This is a genomic window from Pedobacter sp. MR2016-24 (assembly GCF_026239655.1).
Lineage (GTDB): Bacteria > Bacteroidota > Bacteroidia > Sphingobacteriales > Sphingobacteriaceae > Pedobacter.
Genome location: NZ_JAPIVO010000004.1, coordinates 96,118 through 116,331, shown reverse-complemented (window position 1 = coordinate 116,331; position 20,214 = coordinate 96,118). Strand labels below are relative to the sequence as shown.

Below are 20,214 nucleotides of genomic sequence, written 5' to 3'. Positions count from 1 at the left end.
TAACGTGCAAATTTTGTCAATTTAAATGACAAAACCTGCACGTTAACGAGTTTTTATCCTAGTCCACGTTTTGTGGAAACAGTGGTTTTGTTTTTTTGAAGATGGCGGCAAAAATTAAAGCACCAATACCATACATGATGGCCTGAATACCAAAACCTACAATTGCCTGAAAAAAGGTGGGATTGAATTGCTGCTCCAATTGCTGGGCTTGTTTTTCCAGCATCTCATCTTTTTGCGCTTCACCCATCCCAAATTTATTAATGATATCTTCTGTTTTTGCAGAGATCATCTCTTTCATTCGCTCCGGGTAAGTTGTATCGATGTATTTACCGAAAAGAATAGTAAATATATATACCACACCAGCAGAAACAAGGAACATAATAAAGATATGCAAAAGTGCTTCGCTGAAAGTCCAGTAGCCACCGGCTTTTTTACGCATATCTATACTGAAAAATACGGCAAGCCCCAAACCAATTACTATACTCAATATGGAAAATGCAGTACTGCCTAATAATTCGGGCATTACATAATTAGTGACTAAAAAAATGACGAGACTTACAGCAGCCATGATCAGACCATTTTTTACTGCCTCTCCTTTAAGGACGGACGGATTTCCAGTAGTTGTTTCCATATTTATGCAATTAATATTTTTCGTGGAATGCGGTAACTAACGCGTAAACAGCAGATTCAAATTCTTTGTTGGTACTAAATTCTGCCAGTTCTGCATAAGCTTCTGCTGTAGCTTTAGGCTGATTGAAGAAAGCCATAAAAGGAACAAACATATCCTCTATTTCTTCTCCCAGGTCTACCATGTTTTTATGGCTGCAGATATCTTCGATACTGCTTTCTGCCAGTTGCTGGTTACTGATCAGATCTTCATAGATATGGAATTCATCCTGAAACTCATCCTCTTCAACCAATAGGAATTCTGTTAAGAAATCGCCCAGTTCCGGTTTAATTTCTTCATCATGACATTCGTTGATGTATAACAACAGGTTCAGCAATTCTGTACCGCGGTCGATTGTTTCTTCTTCGATATCTGCCCATTCATCTGTTTCCAGGTAATCTTCTTCCAGTTTCTGCACATCACTTGCGAAAAAGTTGATCATCAGCAGATCAAAGAAAACCTCTCTCAAATCTTCAAATGAAGCATGCGCATCAAATACGGCATCAAACTCAGCTACCTTCTCCAAAAAGCCAAGCTCTTTACTGAAAACAACGATCAGCTCCTGTTCCATCTCACCAGCATCAATACCTGAGATCGCTGCAAATTTATTTAATGATGCTACTAATGCGTTTTTTACTTTACTGTCCATATTCTTGAAATTGATTATTATTATAAACGAGCTGTACTTTTCCCGTCAGGGTCTGGTTCAGCAAAGGGGTATTTCTAGATTTTGATTGATTACTTTTCGCATCATACAACCATTTCTCTGTCAGGTTGAACAATGTGAAATTCGCCGGTTCTCCTTCTGCAATTACCGGTACAGGTAAGTTCAATAATTTACGGGGATTTACGGCCAGCTTTTCTGCAATCTGTGCTGCATCGAAACCCGCTTTTACCAGTAGAGGTAACACGGTCTGCAGGGCAATAATACCATATGCAGCAATCTCAAACTCTACACTTTTAAATTCAGGTTCATGTGGGCGGTGCTGTGAAGCAACAGCATCAATAGTTCCGTCTTTTAAGCCTGTGATTAGCGCTTTATTATCTGCTTTACTACGTAAAGGCGGTTTTATTTTATAATTGCTGTCAAAATCATTTAACAGCTCTTCTGTGAAAACCAGGTGGTGTGCTGCCACATCACAGGTGATTTTTACGCCATCCTTTTTAGCTTTTTTGATGAGTGCAACAGAACCGGCAGTAGAAATATTACTGACATGTACAGGTGCATCAAGATAGGTAGCCAGAAATATATCTCTTGAAATATGCATCTCTTCTGCCAGGGCAGGAATACCTTTCATACCCAGCAATACACTGGTTTTACTTTCGTTGATCTGAGACTTACCAGCAATGGATTTGTTTTCCGGGTAAACAATCAGTAAAGCGTTAATGCCTTTGGCATACTGGAGCGCGCGACTCATAAAACCGTCGTCAGTTACCGGTCTCGTACCATCTGAGAAAGCTACTGCTCCTGCCTGCTGCATATCGAACATTTCAGCCATTTCCTTGCCTTCAAGATCATGACTGATAGCCCCGATAGGATGCACATCCACTAAATTGTTCTTTGCCTTGTTGATGATATACTGCACCTCAGCTTTCGAATGAACAACTGGTTTTGTATGTGGTAAAACAGCAAGTCCGGTAAACCCTCCTGCCTGAGCAGTTGCGGTAGCCGTCTGAATATCTTCTTTGGTTTCAAAACCAGGATCTCCGATGGAACAGTTCAGATCAAAAAATCCCGGAGATAAAAAGGCGCCCTTACCTTCAATAACTTCTTCGTTAGGAATTGTTTTTAAAGCATCACCTATAGCTGTTATCTTTCCCTCTGCTACACGCACGTCACATGTTTTATGATTAAAAGAGCTATTCGGGTCGGCTATGGTTACGCCTTTGAGGAGAAGGTTCATGTCTTTTGTATGTTTTTAGGGTGGTTAAAAAATCGAATCAGTACAACTTCAACGGCTAAAAAAACAGCACACAAAACTAGGCAAAGTTTCCATAACTCTGTGTTGTTATTTTTAACCGCAGCGACAGACGAATCAGCCTCTGCATTATTTATGTTGATCTTCTTAGTGCCAAAAAGCTTTTCCAATGCTACTGCGCTGGTATAGTGCAGATCAGATTCTGCCCGGTCTTCATTAAAAGCATAAAGGTTAACCAGGGAATCTGTTTTTTTTAATTCATAAAATCCGGCTTTTTTAACCTGGTCTGCTACATATAGCAATGTTTTGCCTGGCGTTTGCCTGAGTTCCGGGATAATTTCTGTATTTCCGGCAGCCAGTTTTAATGATTCACCTGAATGAAGATTGATTTGGGCAGTAGCTAATACAACGTCTTTACCTAAGGTATAATACAAGGGCTGTTCCCGAACGCTGGAGAAAGCAATTTTATAGAGCAGGGGCACAAATACAGGATGCTGAGGTAAATTACTGTCTTTATTGCTGAGCGAGGTTGCAGAAAGATAAACCTGTCCGCCACCAAATCTGTATCGGGTAAAAAAGGACTGATTTAAAGGCAGTCCCATGATCTCTTCACTGTTGCTTTGGTTCCGCTGCGTATAAATAAATCGTCTGTTTACTTTTGGCAAATCCAGCTTTTCAGGAATTTTCTCAAAAACATCACTGAAAAGGCTGCTTTTTAATGCGATCGATTTTACATTAATGGTGTCTTTGTTCAAGGTGTTCACTCCCGGCAGGGAAAGGCTGTTGAGGAATGTGGAGAAAGCTGACTGATTCACATCCAAATCCGGAAAGATGACAATCGTGCCACCGTTTTGCAGGTATATTTTAAGTTGCTGGGCAAGTCCGCTGGAGGGCGACTTTAAATCTGACAATACAATTAGGGGGTAATGGGAAAAAGCAGAATAATCAATAGTCGACTCCGGCATTTTGGTCAGCCTGAAATAGCGGTCGGCCCCAAAAAGTGAACTGATATATTTTTCTGATGGATTACCGCTAACCTGTAATACATTTAAACCGCTATTCACCTTGAAAGTAAAATCCAGCTGATCATCAAATGTAACCGGGTAGTCCTTTAATGTAACTGTTCCTTTTTGCCAGCCGGCGCTTAGTCCGCTAAAAGAAAGTGTATCATTTATTGTTTTACCCGCAGGAATATTTGCAGTGGCCAATGCTTTTTGCTGATTATTGATGGTTAGCCTGATGCCTGAATTCCGGCTGTCTTCATCCGCATAATTGTGCAGCTGCACCACAAACTTTTCTACATCATCAGGCTGATGGGCCGGTGAAAGCGACCAGATACTATCTACTGCAAGATTCGCCGTTGGATTGGCATCAAAACGAATAAGAGACACACGCGTATGCTCATCTGTATGGAGTGCTGCTGTACCTGCAAAATGCAGTTGAAAGTCTGACAGGATATAACTATAAGAGTTACTGTTATTTTCTTTACCAGCCTGCTGCCGGTTCAGCACCTGCTGCAAACTACGCTGTACAGGAGAGATTTTGATTTCATCTATCAGCGGCAGGAGTTCATCATAGCGGACGAGTCGCTGGTGCCTCCCCTCAAAGTCATTGGTGGTTAGTCTGAATCTATCATTGGGACCAAATCCCTTTGCAATTTCTTTCGCTTTTCTCTTTGCTTCATCCAATAAAGTCCCTTCTTTATTCAGCGTTTCCATGCTGTAGGAATTATCAATATAAATATCAGCTATAGTATTCAGACCAGATGTAGCTGCTGCATCTGAAGAAAGATAGGGTCTGGCAAAGGCCATCACAAGAAAGACTATAGCGAGTATCCTGCAAGCCAGGATCAGCAGGTTTTTCAGCTTTTCCCTGGATGAATTTTGCTCTTTTGCTGCCTTTAAAAACTGGACATTACTAAAGTATACAGTTTTAAATCTCCGGAAATTAAATAGATGAATAAGGACAGGAATGGCTACTGCCAGCAGAGAAAAAAGAAAACCTGGGTATAGGAAATTCATTAAAAACCAAAGGTAGAAATTATTTATATTTTTTCATCGCATTATATAAGTTTTCATCCAGACCATAAACATCCTCACGGTACTCTATTTTTCCGTTTGATGCCCATGCAGTTTTATAGTTGATAAATATAGCTACATTTTTCTTTGCACCGAACCAGGTTGGCTTCAACTGGAAAACATTCAGTGTATCTGCTTTTTTAGCCAGTTTCTTTCTGTAGACATTCATCTTTGTCGTATCTATCGGCGGCAGATTGACGTCCATTCTTAACTGGTCATACTGATATTTATTACCTACCAGCTTTTCTGCAAATTCCAAAGGACGTTCCACACGTACACAACCATGACTGATTGCACGTTTAGCCAGATTAAATGCCGATTTATTGTTCGTATCATGCAGGTATATGCTCGACCCGTTATCAAACACAAATTTAAATTTACCTAAAGCGTTACCGGCACCGGAACCCTGCTTAAATTGAAAAGGTAGTTTTTCCCTTGAATACCTGTTCCATTGTATGGTATCCGGATCATTCACCAATTTACCTTTATAATAAACACGCATATTGCTGTTCGATAAATAGTAGGGGTCACGTGAAGCCTGGTAGTAAATTTCGCTTTTAGCAATGCTCACAGGGATATTCCAGATAGGATTCACCTGTATTGCATCAAACTTACTGATCAGAATAGGCGTCTGGTGATTCTTAGGTTTATCGTCCAGACTATGTGTTTTGAGGTAGGTCTTTAGCTTTGCTTCATAATCTTTTTCCCTTCTGCCACCCACACAAACCTTCATGTGTGTAACCGTATCGGTTTTTTTAAACCAGGTAAGGGTGTAATCAGGGATATTAACCTCTACATATTCTTCACCCAGGTCCGGCAGTTTCCAGCGTGAGCGCTCCATATTTACTTCAATCGCTTTTATTGCGGCAGCATTTCTGGCAGGATCACTTTCTAAAAGCAATAAATTCTTTTGTAAAGTTTTGTAGTTTTCCGTAGCGGGCTGAATAGTATTGAGCAATTTCACCAGGTCAGTTGTAGCCATTACTTTAGACATGCTCACACTGTCAGGCCTTTTTGCCGTCACATAATAACGGTTCAGCAATTTACGGGGATTGACACTTCCATAACCGATGAAGGTATCGTATTTAAGCAGCGATGAAGCACTATAAAGTTCGAGTGCTGCTACCACGGGATATACCTCGGCGATTGATTTGAAATGGTGCTCATTCAATTTGGTCAACACCTGATCCAGATGGGTATAGCCGAATACTTTCGGATTAAAACCATGTAATTTGCTCCTGCTGATGAAGTTCTTCAGCGTATCCAATCCACCGTTGGCGTAAAACTGCGTCACAAAAGCAGCTTTTCTGGTATCATCAGCATAAAAACTTCTTATTACGGAAACGTTATTCAGCTTATCCTTCAATGAGTCAAGATGTCTGTTAAAAATGACATTATAGGCAGCGGTATCAAAATCCTTATAAAGTTTGTCTTTGAAATGCTCAGCCAGTACCACTCCCACTTCAGGCGTAGTTTTGAACCAGTTACAAGATGAAAGGAACAGTATGAAGGGTAAAATGAGGTAGAATATCTTTTTCAAAACGAGCGTTATTAATGCCAACGGGGTTAAAATTGTGTTGCTATTTTCATTAACTCAAATAAAATGCCACATATTTTTTGTTTTCTGATTTCAATTTCTATATTTGCGTTCCTCCTGATGCAATGCATTATTGAACAAAGGAATATAAAATTTAATATGAACAAACATTTGAACCATCACTTACATTTGCACCATCGCCAGTTGGCGATGTATATGTAATGTTTTGTACTTCAAAACTTGTTTCCGACTTATAAATTTTCCTGATCATTCAATAATTTCAACTCATTGAAAACACTTAAAATAGCTATCCAGAAATCTGGTAGATTAAACGAAAAATCTGTAGAGATTCTTAAAAACTGTGGTCTTTCTTTCGAAAACTATAAAAGTTCCCTGATATCAACTGTTACCAACTTCCCGCTGGAAATCCTTTTTCTCAGAGATGACGATATTCCTGAATATGTGCAGGATGGTATTGCAGATTTAGGTATCGTTGGTGAAAATGTAATCACTGAGGTGAACGCTGAAGTGAATTACCTGCAAAAACTGGGTTTTGGTAAATGCACGCTAAAAATTGCTATTCCAAACGAAAGCGAGATTACCGATATCGCCGGACTTGAAGGTAAAGCGATCGCAACCTCCTACCCTGTTATCCTTGAAAAGTACCTTAAAGAAAATAATGTAAATGCCGTAGTGCGCACCATCTCAGGATCGGTAGAAATTGGTCCTGGTTTAGGATTAAGTGACGCAATCTGCGATATTGTTTCTACAGGCGGCACACTAAAAAGCAACGGATTAAAGCCATTTGCTGAGGTGATGAAATCTGAAGCAGTATTAATTGGCAATAAAGGTATTGAACTGAATGAAGACGTACAGGAATTACTGCAAAGGATCCGTTCGGTTCTGCGGGCTAAAGAAACAAAATACGTGGTATTGAATGTGGCAAAATCAAATCTTGAAAAAGTGGTGAGTTTATTACCCGGCGTAAAGAGCCCGACAATTGTACCACTTTTTGAACCGGATTGGGTGGCTGTTCACTCTGTTATTGCTGAGCAGGACTTCTGGGAAAAAATCAATAGCCTTAAAGCTGCAGGTGCAGAAGGAATTGTGGTGATGCCAATTGAAAAGATTATCGCTTAATATTATTTTTTTGAAACCGTCAGATCATACCGCTGATCTACAGCAAAAGATCATGATAGCTGCATTACCGATTAAAACAATTACTGACTAATGGAAACCTATAATTATACCGATCTGTCTGAACAGCGTATTGAAGAACTTTGTACAAGACAATTATCGGACGATGATACAATTGCTGACCGTGTAAAGGACATTATTAATACGGTAAAAGCAAAAGGTGATGCTGCGTTATTTGACTATGCAGCAGCATTTGATAACGTAGCGTTGAGCCAGCTTTTTATTGAAAAATCAGAAATAGCTGCAATTGCTGCTACTATACCTGCTGAAGCGAAACAGGCGATTGATACTGCTTACGCAAATATCAGGACTTTTCACGCGGCACAGCTGGTTAAAGAACAGAAAATAGAGACCATGCCGGGTGTTTCCTGCTGGCGGGAGGCAAGGGCAATAGAAAAAGTGGGTTTATATATTCCCGGCGGATCAGCAGTATTGCCGAGTACGTTTCTAATGCTGGGTATCCCGGCTGTACTGGCAGGATGCAAAGAAATTGTAGTCTGTTCTCCTCCGCAGAAGGATGGTAAAACCAACTGTTACCTTGCTTACTGTGCTGTTTTACTGGGTATTGAGAAAATCTATATGACCGGTGGCGCACAGGCCATTGCAGCAATGGCTTTTGGAACAGCGACCGTACCTAAAGTATATAAAATCTTCGGACCGGGGAACCGTTATGTAACCCAGGCCAAACAATTGGTACTCGCTTCGGGAATGACTGCCATTGATATGCCTGCAGGCCCTTCAGAAGTACTTGTGATTGCTGATGAAACGGCTAATCCGGCATTTGTGGCGGCCGACCTGCTTGCGCAGGCTGAACATGGTGCAGATAGTCAGGCCATATTGGTATCTGCTACTCAGGAGATGATTGATCAGACTCTTTTACAAATTGGCATTCAGCTGAAGGACTTACCGAGAAAGGATGTAGCGGAAAAAGCAATTGCCAATTCTTATGCGGTACTGACAGAAAACCTGGAACAGGCAATGGATTTCAGCAATATCTATGCACCAGAACATTTGATTCTGGCAACAGCTTCATTTGAAGAGCTGATACCGCTGATCATCAATGCAGGCTCGGTATTTTTAGGAAATCTGACACCAGAAAGTGCGGGCGACTACGCATCAGGAACCAACCACACGCTGCCTACCAGCGGTTTTGCCAAGGCATATTCTGGCGTGTCAATAGATTCCTTTATCAAAAAAATCACTTTTCAGCACATTAGTCCGGCGGGCTTAACGGCAATAGGCCCAACAGTAGAAATACTGGCTGCTGCAGAAGGTCTGCAGGCACACAAAAATGCAATCACTATTCGTTTAAACTCAACAGATGGATATTAAGAATTTACAACGCGAGAATATCAAAAACTTACGCCCTTACTCTACAGCGAGGGATGAATATAAAGGACAGGCAAGTGTATATTTAGATGCCAATGAAAACAGCTTTGGCTCTCCCCTGCCGGAAAACTTTAACCGCTACCCTGATCCGCTTCAGCTGGATGTGAAGGATGCAATCAGCAAAATTAAAGGCGTACCTATTGAACATACGTTTTTAGGCAATGGCAGCGATGAGGCAATCGATTTGTTGTTCAGGGCTTTTTGTAATCCCGGCAAAGACAATGTGATCATCTTGCCTCCTACCTACGGCATGTATGAAGTATCTGCAAATATCAATGATGTGGAAGTGCGCAAAGTAGACCTCCTGCCTGGTTTTCAACTGGATCTGGAAGGCATTGCTGAGGCGATTGATGAAAATACCAAACTGATTTTTATCTGCTCACCAAACAATCCGACAGGGAACTCTATTATCCGTACGGATATAGAAACCATATTGGCGAATTTTAAAGGGCTGGTAGTGATTGATGAAGCTTATATCAACTTCTCCAGACAGCGTACATTTATACAGGAACTGACAGAATATCCTCACCTGGTCATTCTGCAGACTTTTTCTAAAGCATGGGGACTGGCAGGATTGCGTCTGGGTATGGCTTTCGCTTCTACCGTAGTGATTGATATTATGAATAAGGTAAAAGCGCCTTATAACATCAGCCAGTCTACACAAGACCTGGCATTGGAAGCACTGAAAAATATTGCTCAGGTAAACGAATGGATAAAACTGACCGTTGCTGGTCGCGAACAACTCAGTGCTGATCTTGCGGCACTGCCAATGGTGAAAAAAGTGTATCCTTCTGACGCAAACTTTATCCTTGCTGAAGTAGATGATGCCAGCTTTACCTATAATGCACTGGTAGATCAGGGAATCATTATCCGCGACCGCTCAAAAGTGACCTTATGTGAAGGCTGTCTGCGTATTACGGTAGGTACCCCACAAGAAAACGACATACTATTAACCGCATTAAAATCGTTAAAAAACTAATGAAGAAGATACTTTTTATTGACCGCGACGGCACCCTGAATATAGAGCCGGAAGATGAACAGATTGATTCATTTGCCAAGCTTAAATTTTACCCGAAATCACTGTACTACATGGCTAAGATTGCTGCAGAACTGGATTTCGACCTGGTGATGGTGACCAATCAGGACGGACTGGGTACAGATTCACATCCGGAACCCAATTTCTGGCCGGTACACAACTTCATCATGGACACCTTTGCGGGAGAGGGTGTAGTGTTCAGTGAAGTGATTATAGATAAAACTTTTGCGCATGAAAATGCGATTACGCGTAAACCAAACACAGGTCTGTTACAGCATTTTCTGACTGGCGAATATGACCTGGCCAATTCTTTTGTGATCGGCGACCGGCTAAACGATGTAATCCTGGCCAAAAACCTGGGTGCAAAAGCGATCTGGTTACGCAACAACGATCTGCTGGGTGCAAATGAGTTAATGGAAAAAGCAGAAACACTGACAGATTATATTGCTTTGCAAACGCAGCACTGGGTGGATATTTATACTTTCCTGAAAGCAGGCAGCAGACAGTTTCACCACATCAGAAAGACCAATGAAACGGATATAGAAATTACGATCGACCTTGACGGAACCGGGAAAGGTGAAATCGAAACCGGACTGAACTTCTTTAACCATATGCTGGATCAGATTGCCCGTCATGGCGGGATTGATCTTAAGGTTATTGCTAAAGGCGACCTTCATATTGATGAACACCATACAGTGGAAGACACCGGGATTGCGCTGGGTGAAGCTTTCGCAAAGGCTATAGGCAATAAATTGGGACTGGAACGTTATGGTTTCTGTTTACCGATGGATGATTGTTTAGCACAGGCGGCAATCGACTTTGGAGGACGCAGCTGGATCGTTTGGGATGCTGAATTTAAGCGGGAAAGAGTGGGTGACGTGCCTACCGAAATGTTCTTCCACTTTTTTAAATCTTTCAGCGATGCTGCAAAGTGCAACCTGAACATCAAGGCTGAAGGGGAAAATGAGCACCATAAAATTGAGTCTATCTTTAAAGCTTTCGCTAAAGCCATCAAGATGGCCATCAAAAGAGATGCAGAAAAATTAGTTTTACCAAGTACTAAAGGTTTATTATAGCCATGGTAGGAATTGTAAATTACGGCGCAGGGAATATATTCTCCTTAACATCCGCCCTGTCACGCATAGGCATCACTTACGGGATGATTAACGCTGCCGAAGAATTTGACCAGTATTCACATATTATCATCCCGGGTGTGGGACATGCCGGGGCAGCGATGGAGAAATTACAGCAAACAGGTTTGGTGGATACCATAAAGGCCTTAAAGAAGCCTGTACTGGGTATCTGTGTGGGCATGCAGTTACTTACTGCCCATTCTGAGGAGGGAGATGCCAGGATGATGGATATCTTTCCCCTGCAGACAAAGTTGTTTGATAAAGCGCTGAACATCAAAATTCCTCATATGGGCTGGAATAATATTGCGCTGAAAAACAATTCACTATTCGAAGGTGTTGAAAATCAGACACAATTTTACTTTGTGCATTCGTACTTTATTGAATATAACGCTATTTTTGACATTGCGACTGTCGACTATGGTTTACAATATTCTGCAGCCATACAAAAAGATAATTTTTACGGCGTGCAGTTCCACCCTGAAAAGTCGGGAGCCGCCGGAGAACGTTTATTAATGAATTTTTCAAACTTAAAATAAGATAATGTACATTATACCTGCTATTGATATTTTAGATGGTAAGGTAGTCCGCCTCAGAGAGGGCGACTACAGCCAGAAAACAGTATACGAAGTTTCAATCGCTGAAATGATCGAAACTTATCGGTCTAACGGTACAGAATTTATACATATTATCGACCTCAACGGCGCAAAAGGTGATTTTAGTAACCAGGCCGAGTTATTTGATATCATCAAGAGAACAGATATGCGTGTGCAATACGGCGGTGGTATACGTACAATTGAGCAGGTAACCAATCTGCTGGATGCTGGTATTCACCGTGTGATTGTAGGCACCCAGGCGATTACCAATCCGGATTTCCTCTCAGACTTAAGCAAAGAAGTTGGTAAGAAATATGATTATGCAAACCGTATAGTGGTTGCTATTGATGTGCTGGATGAAGTCATCAAGTATTCAGGATGGATGGAAAGCTCACCGATTAAACTCATGGATTATGTGGATAAATGTCTGCAACTGGGCTTTTTCAGGTTCCTGTGTACGGATATCAACAAAGATGGTAAATTAGGTGGTGCTGCTATTGACCTCTATAAAAAACTATTGGAACATTCTCCATTTATCAAGCTGATTGCTTCTGGTGGAGTGAGTTCTATGGAAGACATTGTTGAGCTGTCTAAACTTGACGTCAGATCTGTAGTAGTAGGTAAAGCGATCTATGAAAACCGCATTACGATTGAAGAGATCAAAGAATGGAATCTTAAAGCGCTGAGCACACTCTAATTCATGTTAAGCAAACGCATTATTCCCTGTCTGGACGTGAAAGACGGCCGGACAGTAAAGGGTGTCAACTTCGTGGATTTAAAAGATGCAGGTGATCCTGTGGAACTGGCCTGGCAATATGCTCAGCAAGGAGCCGACGAACTGGTTTTTTTAGATATTACCGCTACTCATGAACGTCGCAAAACGATGATTGAGATGGTGAAATCTGTGGCCAGACAACTGAATATTCCTTTCACCATCGGTGGCGGCATCACTGAAATTGCTGATGCTGAAGCATTGTTAAATGCCGGTGCAGATAAGATCAGCATCAATTCCGCAGCCGTTAAAAATCCGCAGCTGATTGCCGACCTGGCTAAAGTTTTCGGTGTACAATTTGTGGTAGTTGCCGTAGATACCAAACTGGTAGCGGGCCGAAATATGGTGCACCTGAATGGCGGCCGACTGATTACGGAAATTCAGACAGAAGACTGGATCAAAAGAGCGGAGGATTTGGGTGCAGGAGAAATTCTGCTGACTTCCATGGACCATGACGGCACGAAACAGGGCTTTGACTGTAAATTGCTGAACAGCATCAGCTCGATGATCAACATCCCTGTCATTGCTTCGGGAGGAGCCGGAAAAACAGCACATTTCACGGAAGTTTTTACCACAACAGGTGTTGACGCGGCTCTCGCTGCCTCAGTTTTTCACTTCGGTGAGATCCCTATCCCCCACCTTAAAAACGAATTAAAAAAACACAACATACCAGTAAGGTTATGAATATAGATTTTGAGAAAACCGATGGACTGGTTCCTGTAATTATCCAGGATGTACAGACATTGGAAGTGTTAATGCTGGGTTATATGAACCAGGAGGCCTGGACTAAAACACAGCAGGAAGGAAAAGTAACCTTTTACTCACGTTCCAAAAGCAGATTATGGACTAAAGGAGAAGAGAGCGGTAACTTTTTATATGTGAAAGAAACGCATATTGACTGTGATAACGATACGATACTGATCAAAGCCACACCCGTTGGCCCGACTTGCCATACCGGCAGCAGAAGCTGTTTTAAAACAAACTTTAACCAGAACTTCATATTTGAACTGGAAAAGATTATTGGCGACAGATACGATCACCCCTCAGAGGAATCCTATGTTAACAAACTGCGTCAGAAAGGACTGAACAAAATAGCACAGAAAGTTGGCGAAGAAGGTGTAGAGACAGTAATTGCCGCATTAAATGAAACTGATGTTGATTTTGTGAACGAGAGTTCTGATCTGATATTCCATCTTTTGGTATTACTGAGAGAAAAGGGTAAAACACTGGCTGATATAGGTATCAACCTTGAAGGCAGACATAAGTAATCAACAGCTATGCTGAAACATTTAAAATCCTTGAGCGGTCACCAGAACCCGGTTTATGCCCTCGCAAATTCCGGAAAACCTGGTATATTTTTTACCGGAGGGAACGACAAAGGTATAGTGGAATGGTCGTTGGAAACAATGACCTTCCTTAAAGTACTGATGCCGGTTAAAACTTCGGTATATAGCCTGCATTATTACAACGACCTGTTGTTTACCGGTCTGCGCAGCGGCGAGGTGAGTATATTCGATCTGAACAAACAGTCTGTAACCGCACTGTTTCAGGCACATGAAAAGCCTGTTTTTGACATTGTTACCATCCCTGGAAAAAAAGAATTCCTGACAGCCAGTGAAGATGGTACTGTAGGTATCTGGTCGCTCGACGATTTTTCGCTCTTATACCGTATTCATGTATCAAATGATACTGTAAGGTCAATCGCCATCAGCCCGACTGGCCAGCAGGCTGCTTTTGGCTGTAAAGACGGTCTGGTAAGGATCTACGATCTGAATGATTATGCTTTACAGCATGAACTCGAAAAACATACTTTACCGGTAACTGCAGTAGCTTATGCGCCCAACGGGAAATACCTGATTTCCGGTGGCAGAGATGCACAGTTAAATTTTTGGTCGCTCCCGGATTATCATTTACAACAATCCATTACTGCACATCTGTTCAGTATTTATGGGATTGCGTTTCATCCTACCCTGCCCTATTTCGCGACTGCAAGTCAGGATAAGAGCATCAAACTCTGGGGCAGTGATGACCTGAAGCTGTATAAAATACTCAGTATAGAAAAGAATACCCACGGACATACCCATTCTATCAATAAACTGGTCTGGAGCTCTGACGGGAGATACCTGCTCACTACCGGAGACGATAAACTGGTGATCTTATGGGAATGGGAATAAATTAGTTTATCCCCATTCTTTTCATTCCCTCTCTGCCGTAAAATACAGGAAAATACATCATCTCCGCTTTTGCAGGGTTCAGTATATAGTCCCCTGAATACCTTGGCATCAGCTCAACGTTGAAGATATGTTTTCCCTGCTTCAGTTGCGTACAGAAAATGGCGGTTTTGTGTTTGAAGTATTCTCTGTGCGTTTCCACTCCCCAATAAGGCTGCGGTTTGTTGTCATAAGAACATCCTGCCGGAATGGGCACTTCAATCATGACATAGTCTGCGTCTGCACGCAGCTCAACTTCAATTTTTAGAATTGTTCTGGTACCTGCCTTTAACGAAGTCACCTCTTTACCCTGCTGTAAGAAAGAGGTCTTCACCTTAAAATCTTTATTTACCTTTTCCGGCTTTGGATTGGTAAACTGCTGGAAAGCGGTGAAGTAAACTGGCAGACTTCCTTTTTTGCTGACAGCAACCGGTCCTGATACCTCCATCACTTTGCTATATGGGAAATCCTTTACCGTTTCCGTTTTATTGATGACCAGGGAAGCAGGTACTGCTGTTTTGCCACCCATCATCAGATCGGGCAGAATTGTTTCCAGGATCAGTGATGATTCATATGTATTTCTCCATTGCCCGTCTTTACGCTGCTCCAGAAAATAGCGTCTGATCAGATCCAGCTCCCTGGTATGACCACCGTCCTGTTTCAAAATCTGATAGGCCAGCAGCGTATGCTGAATGCTGTTGTTCCAGAAATGATAACTTTCCTCACCCCAGTAGATATTTCCGAACATGGTACTTTTACGCAGGTTCATCAGCGCTTTGATATCTACAGGCAAGCCGGCAAATTGCTTCAGCTGCAATAATTGCATTTTTTGATACAATGACGGTGCCACCTTATTTTTTGGATTATCCTGAACAGCAGTAATAGAATTTACCCAATCTTTGATAAAAAATTTAGGGTTCAGCATCCTGATCAGCTTTACACATAAGATACGGTCTTCCATCGTTTGTCCTGCAAGCTCTCCCACCAGATAACTATACAATAGCTCCTTATCCAGGTTAACCTTATATCCATCTTTCTCTGCCGCTAACAGCGCTTCCGTGACATGCAGACTGATCCATAGCTGTTCCGGATTATCCTTCCACCATCCCCAGGTATTTTTAGGGCTTTTATTGAGCTGCAGTTTTTTAATGATTTCACTGATATCCTTTTCATGTCTGAAAGGCGTAGTCAGATAAATCCTCACCTTTTTTTCCAGTAAAAGTGCTTTCAACTTCGAAGCCAGCTGCTCATTACATAAGTATTCATAATTGCGGAGCTTATCCATTTCATCCAGCAATGCAGGGAATACAGATGTTTCGGCTCTTAAAGTGATTTTGCCGGATGAGGATGGAAATGTATAATTCAAGGTCGTGTCTTGTGCCAAAACATCAAAATAACCCTTCGTTTCTGTGACACCAGTCCTGAGTACCGGAATTTTTCTCAATTCACCATCAAAATACCCATTCTGCTGTTCCAGCGTATATTTGAATGACAAGCTATCTTTTCCAGTTGCCACCACGGGAATTGTATCTATCCGGGCATTCTTTACGTCAACTGAATTATTAAGGAGTTCCTGCCCGTTATAGCTGAATTTTCGCGTTACACTTTCTTGTAGCGGCGTATAGTTCATGAGCTTACCGATCACATTGATACGATCTCCTTCTAAAGCAAATTGCGGAGAAACGAAATTGGCACTTAATGACTTAAAAGATTTGATAATAGTTTGCATCTGTCCCGCCTGTTTATGGCCATTCATCGCAATGACAGTCGTTTTCCAGCTGGTAATATCATCCGGAAACTTCACCTTCCAGCTGGCAATCCCCTCATCGTTGGTTAGTAATTGTGGCTGCCAGAAAGCATAATCAGAGAAATTGGTTCTCATCGTCTGCTGCTGAGCAACCAATTCGCCAGCAGCGTTAGTCGCGACATTCCCTTTTTTTGTTTTGATGATAATTACGCCTGATGCTCCCCTGCTGCCATACAAAGCTGTTGCCTGTTCACCTTTAAGCACATCCATCTTATCAATATCTGCGGGATTGAGCTGACTGACATCACCATCAAAGGGAACGCCATCTACAATCACAATTGGTTTTAACGCAGCAGGAGCTGAACTGACACCTCTGATCCGAATCCCCGCAGCGGAGGCGGACATTTTGCTAACTACCGTCTCGCTTAATGACGGATTCGCTCTATCAAGACCTATAACATTCGCGTTATCATATAACAAATCAGCAGCTTTTCCTAAGACGATTATCCCCACATCCGTTGAGTCGGCCTGTACTTCTTTAAATATATAACCAGGAAGGCTAAACGTAACAGTTCCTTTTTTAGCGGCATAGATTTCAAATGCTCCATTAACATTGGTTATCACAGGCGCTTGCAGACCCTTTACCTTCACGGTAACACCACCTAAAGGTTTCTTATTTTCATCATGCACTATACCTTTGATTTTCTGTGTCAGTAATGACTGACTAAAGTATTTTGCATTAAATAGTTCTGAAATCTTAATTTCTATCTCTTCATTGCTGACAGTGGTATACTGTTTAGCAGATTTAATCAAACGGTCAATTTGTATACTCAGCGAATCTGCCGGCAAAATAGGCTGTCCGCTCCATTTAAAGTAATTCTTACCATTTGGTTTTACCAGCACATTTTTTTCAATGAAATAGCTATTATCCATAAACAGATACATTACGCGGTAAGTACCTGCAGCGAGATAAGAAAAAGATGCTGATCTGCCAGGGTAGATCTTTCCATATTCGGGTTGATTACTTTTATAGATCAGGATATTTTTCACACCATAAGTCTTTTTGAAGTATATCGTATCCAGTTCTATAGTTAACTCGCCGGCAGATCCACCGTTACTTTCATAGCTATTAAACAGATTGGTGGTAGCACTTCTCAGATTCAGGTAATTTTCCCAAACACTATCTATTTCATTTTTTTTCACTACCTGCCGCGTATAATCATCGCTTTGATTTCTTACATCAACAGCAAGTGAGGGGTCAAAACCAAATTTGGAAGAATAAGATTTTTGTCTGATCAATCCTTTGACGAAAGTATAAGTGTAACCAGGTTCTTTAATAAATGGCTGCGAAATATTACCAGATATGAATTTCAGATAATTTTCAGCAATTGGTCCAATCAGCCTGTTTCTGTTACCATATTCCAATGGTGGTGGGTTCAGTAAATAACTTGCGGTTCCGGCCTCTATAATCGTTTTCTCCTCATTAAAATTATCCTGGACATTGACCAGGTATTTCATCAGCAAGTCTGCTTCATAAGTTGACAATTCCGGTAACGCGGATTCCACCTGCCCTTTTGTATTTTTCACATCAGCTGCTAAACTCAGAATTGATTTTGTCCCTCTTGTAAAATTATACGGGGGCAAAGTAACCATATGATTCGCTGTACGGAGCCTGATCTGGTGTTCCCCCGGAGTAACTTCAAAGGAATAATGCTGCAACTGATCTGTCTTGCTGAAAAATACCGGTATCTCATCGATATAAACTACATGAACAGGAACTACCGCGCCTGCTAATACCACAAATGGCGATACCTGTGCTAACGTATCTTTGAGTGGTTCTTCGGTATAATAAAATTCTTTAGGGTGTGTGAACTGATAATAACTAATGCTATCCAGGCCTAATTTTCTACCCCATAACTGCCAGTTGATTACCATGTTTCCATCGGTAATCAAATTGACCTTTTGCAGTGCAGGGTTTTGTTTCCTTACTTTGTAAACAGGACCAAAATCGGGCAGATCGACATAACCAGCATTATTAAATTTAGAGGTATAAGCAAAAGCCGTGACATCTGTATAAGGAATTGCTTTGCTAGCGGCATCAGTTACTTTAACTTTCATTGTTAACTGCTGTCCCGGGTAAACCATATCTGGTGGCGTGAATTCCAGATTCAATTGTCCTTCATTAAAAACAGCACTGATTTCCTGCTCCTTCACTTGTCCGCCCCACAGGTAATTGATTCTGATAGGAGCAATTTGATGACCTGAATGTTTGATCACCGTATCCAGCTTCAGCGTATGGCCTTTCAGCAAAATTTTATCTCCGGAAAAAAAGGTATACCAAAAAGGAATTTTCTGTGGATTATCAACCCTGACCTGCAGTGAATCCTTAGTTTGATTTGCGGCAATATTAAGCGTTGGACTGAGATTAGCTAAAGCGATAGCTGTTTTAAAACCATCTTTCGTTTCTATCCGGTATTGCGGGATGCGGGGATCGAGTCTGATCAGCAGGGGAAGGTTTACCTGCATTGAATCCTTCTTTACATCGCTTTCCACGAAAGAAATCAATTTTGCACTCTGCACTGTAGATTGCCCATTGACCAGGTAATCCAGTTTCAGACTATCATGCTGAAGAGTCGCCTGAATTTTCAAAGTTCTGAACTTATAACTCAGGTACTTACTGGCTTCCTGACGCTCATTGTTACTATTCAGGAATGTAAACCTTAAATAAAAATCCAGATCTGCCTTCGGGAAAATACTGTCCGGCAAGACCAGCTTCGTTTCTCCTACAGGATCCAGGTTGATTTTTGTTTCCCATAAAGAATCCGGCACAAACACATAATCACTCCTGTATTTGCTGACCCTGTTTGCATAGGCTTTTACCTCTACCCTGCCATCTGGGACAGCGAGATCATTTTCATCTCTGGCAGACAGATAAGCGGTAACCGGAGTACCGGGATGATATTCCTCCTGATCTGTACGTACAGCAAAATTTATGGCCTTAAGTTCATAGTCTTCATAACGGAAACGACCAGTGAAGACGTCTTTCCAGACTGTTTTATTTTGTTCCTGGAGCGCCACCACATAATCGTAGTCCAGGTCCAGATCAAGACTATCGGCGAGTACAAAGTCGAAACTATATGCACCTTTTCGGTATGCATTGACATACCCCACAACTTTACCCTCTTCGTCACCCGCTTCCCGCAGCTGCACCCTTAAACGTTTAGCATTCTTCAGCTCTTTCCCTTTACGATCCACCACATATGCCTTAAACTTTACTGTATCCAGGGGTTTATATTTCGGCTTATTAAATACCAGGTAACCTTTATAGTCCGGATCCTGCTCTACCGGCGCAGCATAACGTCCTTGTTCCTTTTTGTTTCTGTAATAAGGATAAACGCTGATTTTGTCGAAATTAAAATAGGTAATTATCCCCTGATAACTTACCGTTATAAACTTTTCTTTAGGAACTTTTTTTGTCAGGTATAATTGTGCTTCAGGATCATATTTCACCTTTTTCCGCTTACCAATCTTCACACCGGCATCAGTTACCGCTTTGCCCGCCAGATCTGTCAAGCTAAACTGCACATATTTCAGATCATTGATGAAATTCAGCTGCAAGTTGCTGACCGTTTTAAGGTTGTAAATGAACTGGTTCTTTACGGGTGTAACAAATAAATAGTTGCCAAAGGGCAATTTTTCTTTGTAAACGGCTTTAGCATCATAATAAAAGGAATCTACTACTGTGTGCAAAAAAGTATCATCAATAGCTGCATTGGCTTTTAAGGCGATGGCGCGCGATTCACTATCGTTCAGTTTATAGATATAGGTATAATAACCAGACTGCCTGCTATTGGTCAGTTTCTTCTGAGCGAAAGCCTGCGACACCGCCATCAGGAGTAAGATAATGGATAGTAATTTCTTCATGGAATTTGGATT

At 41.6% G+C, this 20,214-nt stretch carries 15 protein-coding genes; 9 read left to right on the top strand and 6 right to left on the bottom strand.

Annotation, left to right across the window (positions count from 1 at the left end):
• Positions 1 to 58: 58 nt before the first annotated feature.
• The 5 genes from OQX62_RS11700 to OQX62_RS11680 are packed head-to-tail and all read right to left on the bottom strand — an operon-like array spanning position 59 to position 6,204.
• A complete protein-coding gene (locus tag OQX62_RS11700; protein ID WP_265831719.1) occupies positions 59 to 631 on the bottom strand; it encodes a DUF4199 domain-containing protein in 573 nt (190 codons plus the stop codon).
• Between the two features lie 10 nt (positions 632 to 641).
• On the bottom strand, positions 642 to 1,316 hold the full coding sequence (locus OQX62_RS11695) for a hypothetical protein (RefSeq protein WP_265831718.1): 675 nt from the start codon (positions 1,314 to 1,316) through the stop codon (positions 642 to 644).
• Complete coding sequence (locus OQX62_RS11690) at positions 1,306 to 2,571, bottom strand: dihydroorotase (RefSeq protein ID WP_265831717.1); 1,266 nt, start codon at positions 2,569 to 2,571, stop codon at positions 1,306 to 1,308. Before OQX62_RS11690 ends, OQX62_RS11695 begins: the two co-directional genes overlap by 11 nt.
• Positions 2,568 to 4,607 (bottom strand): BatA domain-containing protein, encoded by a 2,040-nt coding sequence (locus OQX62_RS11685; protein ID WP_265831716.1) that lies wholly within the window; start codon positions 4,605 to 4,607, stop codon positions 2,568 to 2,570. Before OQX62_RS11685 ends, OQX62_RS11690 begins: the two co-directional genes overlap by 4 nt.
• A 19-nt stretch (positions 4,608 to 4,626) precedes the next feature.
• A complete protein-coding gene (locus OQX62_RS11680; RefSeq protein ID WP_265831715.1) occupies positions 4,627 to 6,204 on the bottom strand; it encodes a L,D-transpeptidase family protein in 1,578 nt (525 codons plus the stop codon).
• Between the two features lie 285 nt (positions 6,205 to 6,489).
• Here OQX62_RS11680 and hisG point away from each other — a divergent pair, with 285 nt between their 5' ends.
• The 9 genes from hisG (at position 6,490) to OQX62_RS11635 (ending at position 14,495) form a co-directional block, all read left to right on the top strand.
• The gene (hisG, locus tag OQX62_RS11675) at positions 6,490 to 7,341 is read left to right on the top strand and encodes an ATP phosphoribosyltransferase (RefSeq protein WP_265831714.1); all 852 of its coding nucleotides are present in this window, start codon (positions 6,490 to 6,492) and stop codon (positions 7,339 to 7,341) included.
• Between the two features lie 90 nt (positions 7,342 to 7,431).
• Positions 7,432 to 8,730 (top strand): histidinol dehydrogenase, encoded by a 1,299-nt coding sequence (gene hisD / locus OQX62_RS11670; RefSeq protein ID WP_265831713.1) that lies wholly within the window; start codon positions 7,432 to 7,434, stop codon positions 8,728 to 8,730.
• Positions 8,720 to 9,766 carry a histidinol-phosphate transaminase gene (gene hisC / locus OQX62_RS11665; protein ID WP_265831712.1) on the top strand — a complete coding sequence of 349 codons (1,047 nt, stop codon included), beginning with the start codon at positions 8,720 to 8,722 and terminating at the stop codon, positions 9,764 to 9,766. The genes hisD and hisC overlap by 11 nt, the downstream gene beginning before the upstream one ends.
• Positions 9,766 to 10,899, top strand: a complete 1,134-nt coding sequence (gene hisB, locus OQX62_RS11660; RefSeq protein ID WP_265831711.1) for a bifunctional histidinol-phosphatase/imidazoleglycerol-phosphate dehydratase HisB — start codon at positions 9,766 to 9,768, stop codon at positions 10,897 to 10,899. The genes hisC and hisB overlap by 1 nt, the downstream gene beginning before the upstream one ends.
• Positions 10,900 to 10,901: 2 nt before the next feature.
• Entirely contained in the window at positions 10,902 to 11,492 is a 591-nt protein-coding gene (gene hisH / locus OQX62_RS11655; protein WP_265831710.1) for an imidazole glycerol phosphate synthase subunit HisH, read from the top strand.
• A 4-nt stretch (positions 11,493 to 11,496) separates the two neighbouring features.
• A complete protein-coding gene (hisA, locus tag OQX62_RS11650; RefSeq protein WP_265831709.1) occupies positions 11,497 to 12,246 on the top strand; it encodes a 1-(5-phosphoribosyl)-5-[(5-phosphoribosylamino)methylideneamino]imidazole-4-carboxamide isomerase in 750 nt (249 codons plus the stop codon).
• Positions 12,247 to 12,249: 3 nt separating this feature from the next.
• Positions 12,250 to 13,005 (top strand): imidazole glycerol phosphate synthase subunit HisF, encoded by a 756-nt coding sequence (hisF, locus tag OQX62_RS11645; RefSeq protein WP_265831708.1) that lies wholly within the window; start codon positions 12,250 to 12,252, stop codon positions 13,003 to 13,005.
• A complete protein-coding gene (gene hisIE, locus OQX62_RS11640) occupies positions 13,002 to 13,589 on the top strand; it encodes a bifunctional phosphoribosyl-AMP cyclohydrolase/phosphoribosyl-ATP diphosphatase HisIE (protein WP_265831707.1) in 588 nt (195 codons plus the stop codon). Before hisF ends, hisIE begins: the two co-directional genes overlap by 4 nt.
• A gap of 9 nt (positions 13,590 to 13,598) precedes the next feature.
• Positions 13,599 to 14,495 carry a WD40 repeat domain-containing protein gene (locus OQX62_RS11635; RefSeq protein ID WP_265831706.1) on the top strand — a complete coding sequence of 299 codons (897 nt, stop codon included), beginning with the start codon at positions 13,599 to 13,601 and terminating at the stop codon, positions 14,493 to 14,495.
• Between the two features lies 1 nt (position 14,496).
• Here OQX62_RS11635 and OQX62_RS11630 read toward each other — a convergent pair whose 3' ends face one another.
• On the bottom strand, positions 14,497 to 20,202 hold the full coding sequence (locus tag OQX62_RS11630) for an alpha-2-macroglobulin family protein (protein WP_265831705.1): 5,706 nt from the start codon (positions 20,200 to 20,202) through the stop codon (positions 14,497 to 14,499).
• Positions 20,203 to 20,214: the final 12 nt, after the last annotated feature.

Coding starts and splice junctions, on each gene's coding strand:
- OQX62_RS11700 (WP_265831719.1), bottom strand. CDS start 631: ATGGAAACAACTACTGGAAATCCGTCCGTCCTTAAAGGAGAGGCAGTA.
- OQX62_RS11695 (WP_265831718.1), bottom strand. CDS start 1,316: ATGGACAGTAAAGTAAAAAACGCATTAGTAGCATCATTAAATAAATTT.
- OQX62_RS11690 (WP_265831717.1), bottom strand. CDS start 2,571: ATGAACCTTCTCCTCAAAGGCGTAACCATAGCCGACCCGAATAGCTCT.
- OQX62_RS11685 (WP_265831716.1), bottom strand. CDS start 4,607: ATGAATTTCCTATACCCAGGTTTTCTTTTTTCTCTGCTGGCAGTAGCC.
- hisD (WP_265831713.1), top strand. CDS start 7,432: ATGGAAACCTATAATTATACCGATCTGTCTGAACAGCGTATTGAAGAA.
- hisC (WP_265831712.1), top strand. CDS start 8,720: ATGGATATTAAGAATTTACAACGCGAGAATATCAAAAACTTACGCCCT.
- hisB (WP_265831711.1), top strand. CDS start 9,766: ATGAAGAAGATACTTTTTATTGACCGCGACGGCACCCTGAATATAGAG.
- hisH (WP_265831710.1), top strand. CDS start 10,902: ATGGTAGGAATTGTAAATTACGGCGCAGGGAATATATTCTCCTTAACA.
- hisA (WP_265831709.1), top strand. CDS start 11,497: ATGTACATTATACCTGCTATTGATATTTTAGATGGTAAGGTAGTCCGC.
- hisF (WP_265831708.1), top strand. CDS start 12,250: ATGTTAAGCAAACGCATTATTCCCTGTCTGGACGTGAAAGACGGCCGG.
- hisIE (WP_265831707.1), top strand. CDS start 13,002: ATGAATATAGATTTTGAGAAAACCGATGGACTGGTTCCTGTAATTATC.
- OQX62_RS11635 (WP_265831706.1), top strand. CDS start 13,599: ATGCTGAAACATTTAAAATCCTTGAGCGGTCACCAGAACCCGGTTTAT.
- OQX62_RS11630 (WP_265831705.1), bottom strand. CDS start 20,202: ATGAAGAAATTACTATCCATTATCTTACTCCTGATGGCGGTGTCGCAG.